Genomic DNA, 2,088 nt, shown 5'->3' with positions numbered 1-2,088 from the left:
AGCTTTATTCTTTCTGAGGATGAGCAAGAGGAAGATATGTATCAGGCTAATATTGATTCGGATTTTAGTAAAGTAAAGATTGCAGAAGAAGAGAAACCGGAAAATCGAAAAAAAACTAAAATGGAATCTGGTAGGGAAGTATGGCCTCGTGATCCGAAAAAAGCTAAACAAGCTATTAAACAGGCAGAATTTAAATGTGAAATAGATGACACACATGAAACATTTGTATCGGAAGCCAGCCGAAAAAATTATATGGAGGCCCATCATCTAATACCGTTAAGAATGCAACATGATTTTGAAAATAGTTTAGATGTTGTTGGAAATATAGTTAGTATATGTCCGAACTGTCATAGGTTGATTCATTATGGAAGAGACAAAGATAAGAAAAAAGTTTTAGAACTTCTCTTTGAACAAAGAAAAGATTCTTTGAAGAAGTTCGGTATTGAGGTATCTCTCAAAGAGCTATTTGGATACTATGGAATTCTAAAATAAGAATATTCATAGCTATAGTGAAGGTAGAATGTTTCATACTTAAACATAGCTATTATTGTGATGGAAATTTAAATTTCGTCTTTTGAAAGTATCAATAATTTGTATTATTTTTATAGGGTTATATATTTTTCTTTTGCTCTGCTGTATAGCAGAGCTCTTTTTTTTTGTCGTACAAAAGCCACCTATATATGTGAAGTGCACCCCAATTGTTAGGCTGTGTCTAACAATTGGGGTGCACTTCAGTCCTGTCGGGCGGCTTCTTTTAATTTATATTCACCAATTCATTAAACTTAAACTTAGTATTCAAACCAAAGGCATCTGTACAATATATAGTTTTCGTCATCGGTTCAATATGTAATACATTTATGTACATGTCTTGCACCATTCCATCACGATAGTATGAGATATGTATTTCTTCTTCCTCGTGAAAAGATTGCATTAACGCTCTTTCTATTCGTTCCATAGTATCTTGTGTTAAAAAAGGTTTAGGTACTTTATATTGTTCCTCAAACATTCTATGTATTTCCTCGTATTGCTCCGGTATTGAAGCCGTTTGTTATCAAGACCTAATTTGTTAAAAGTCACGAAAATTAAAAGATGATACATGTTAGTCATGACTAACATGTATCATCTTTTATCTCTCATTATATTAGAATTTATAATTTATCGAGAAAGAAATTTTAACACTAGATGTACCTGTTCCGGCTCCCACAATTGCAATGGAATTTATATCATTCATCGTAATGGATCTACATTCACCTGGTGCAACTACAAATCCTCCAACAGCTGTTCCGTTTACAGTGAGAGCAGCTGTTGGTCCAACTCCAACTGTTCCGTTATTTTCCACCATAATTGTCCCATTTATTACAAAAGTAGTAGCATCATCCCAAATAGGTAAAGCGGTACCGCCGGTATCATCTAAAATAATAGTGCAACATACAGCATCATTTACACAGCATAATTGTTCAGTGCAGCAATTTCCTATTTGCGCCAACATGAACCCCTCCTAAATTTATGAACAAGATACACTATTATATGTTTGATTTTTCTATTTTGTTTGGACAATTAAATTTACGGTTTAAAAGAAGTTTTGTTAGAGATACATATTACGAAACCCTAATGATTGTTAAGGCAGCTCCAACCGATCCTCCAATCGACAGAAGTGTAGCAACTAAAAGAATACTACTAAATAATTGTAATTGGATTGTATCTCCAGCATTTAAATTAACTATAACATCATTGTTAAAAGCGGATACACTTAGAGCTGGTCTTAATATAGAAGCAGGAATAGGAGTAGTATTGTTTAATAAAATTCTTGAACCAGCACCAATACCTACTGCAGCTGTAGTATTAATTTGATAAGTAATATAATATCTCCCTGATTGAGGCACTGTAAAAGTGGTATTTGTACCATTGACTGTAAAACCATCTAAGTTTTGATTATTAGGAAGAGGAATACTCGTAGCGCTACCTAAAGCGACATTAATAACGCTACCAATTGTATTAGAGGCAAACATGGAGTTAGTGGTTACTGTTGGTCCAGTGGAACCTGTTGCTCCGATAGGACCTGTTGCTCCAGTAGGGCCTGTTGCTCCA

The 2,088-nt window shown here is 34.2% G+C and carries 4 protein-coding genes; 1 reads left to right on the top strand and 3 read right to left on the bottom strand.

What is annotated here, in order from left to right:
• A partial coding sequence (locus ACQGS6_RS27190; protein WP_426965924.1) for an HNH endonuclease occupies positions 1-492 on the top strand: 492 nt, incomplete at its 5' end.
• Between the two features lie 262 nt (positions 493-754).
• Here ACQGS6_RS27190 and ACQGS6_RS27185 read toward each other — a convergent pair.
• The 3 genes from ACQGS6_RS27185 to ACQGS6_RS27175 form a co-directional block, all read right to left on the bottom strand.
• Positions 755-1,036, bottom strand: a complete 282-nt coding sequence (locus tag ACQGS6_RS27185) for a YolD-like family protein (RefSeq protein ID WP_144608262.1) — start codon at positions 1,034-1,036, stop codon at positions 755-757.
• Between the two features lie 105 nt (positions 1,037-1,141).
• The gene (locus tag ACQGS6_RS27180) at positions 1,142-1,486 is read right to left on the bottom strand and encodes a DUF3992 domain-containing protein (RefSeq protein WP_017562367.1); all 345 of its coding nucleotides are present in this window, start codon (positions 1,484-1,486) and stop codon (positions 1,142-1,144) included.
• A gap of 112 nt (positions 1,487-1,598) precedes the next feature.
• A partial coding sequence (locus ACQGS6_RS27175; RefSeq protein WP_426965923.1) for a BclA C-terminal domain-containing protein occupies positions 1,599-2,088 on the bottom strand: 490 nt, incomplete at its 5' end.

It is taken from the genome of Bacillus sp. GMs2/2, assembly GCF_050172095.1.
Taxonomy (GTDB): domain Bacteria; phylum Bacillota; class Bacilli; order Bacillales; family Bacillaceae_G; genus Bacillus_A; species Bacillus_A cereus.
This window is presented reverse-complemented; position numbering and strand designations above follow the sequence as displayed.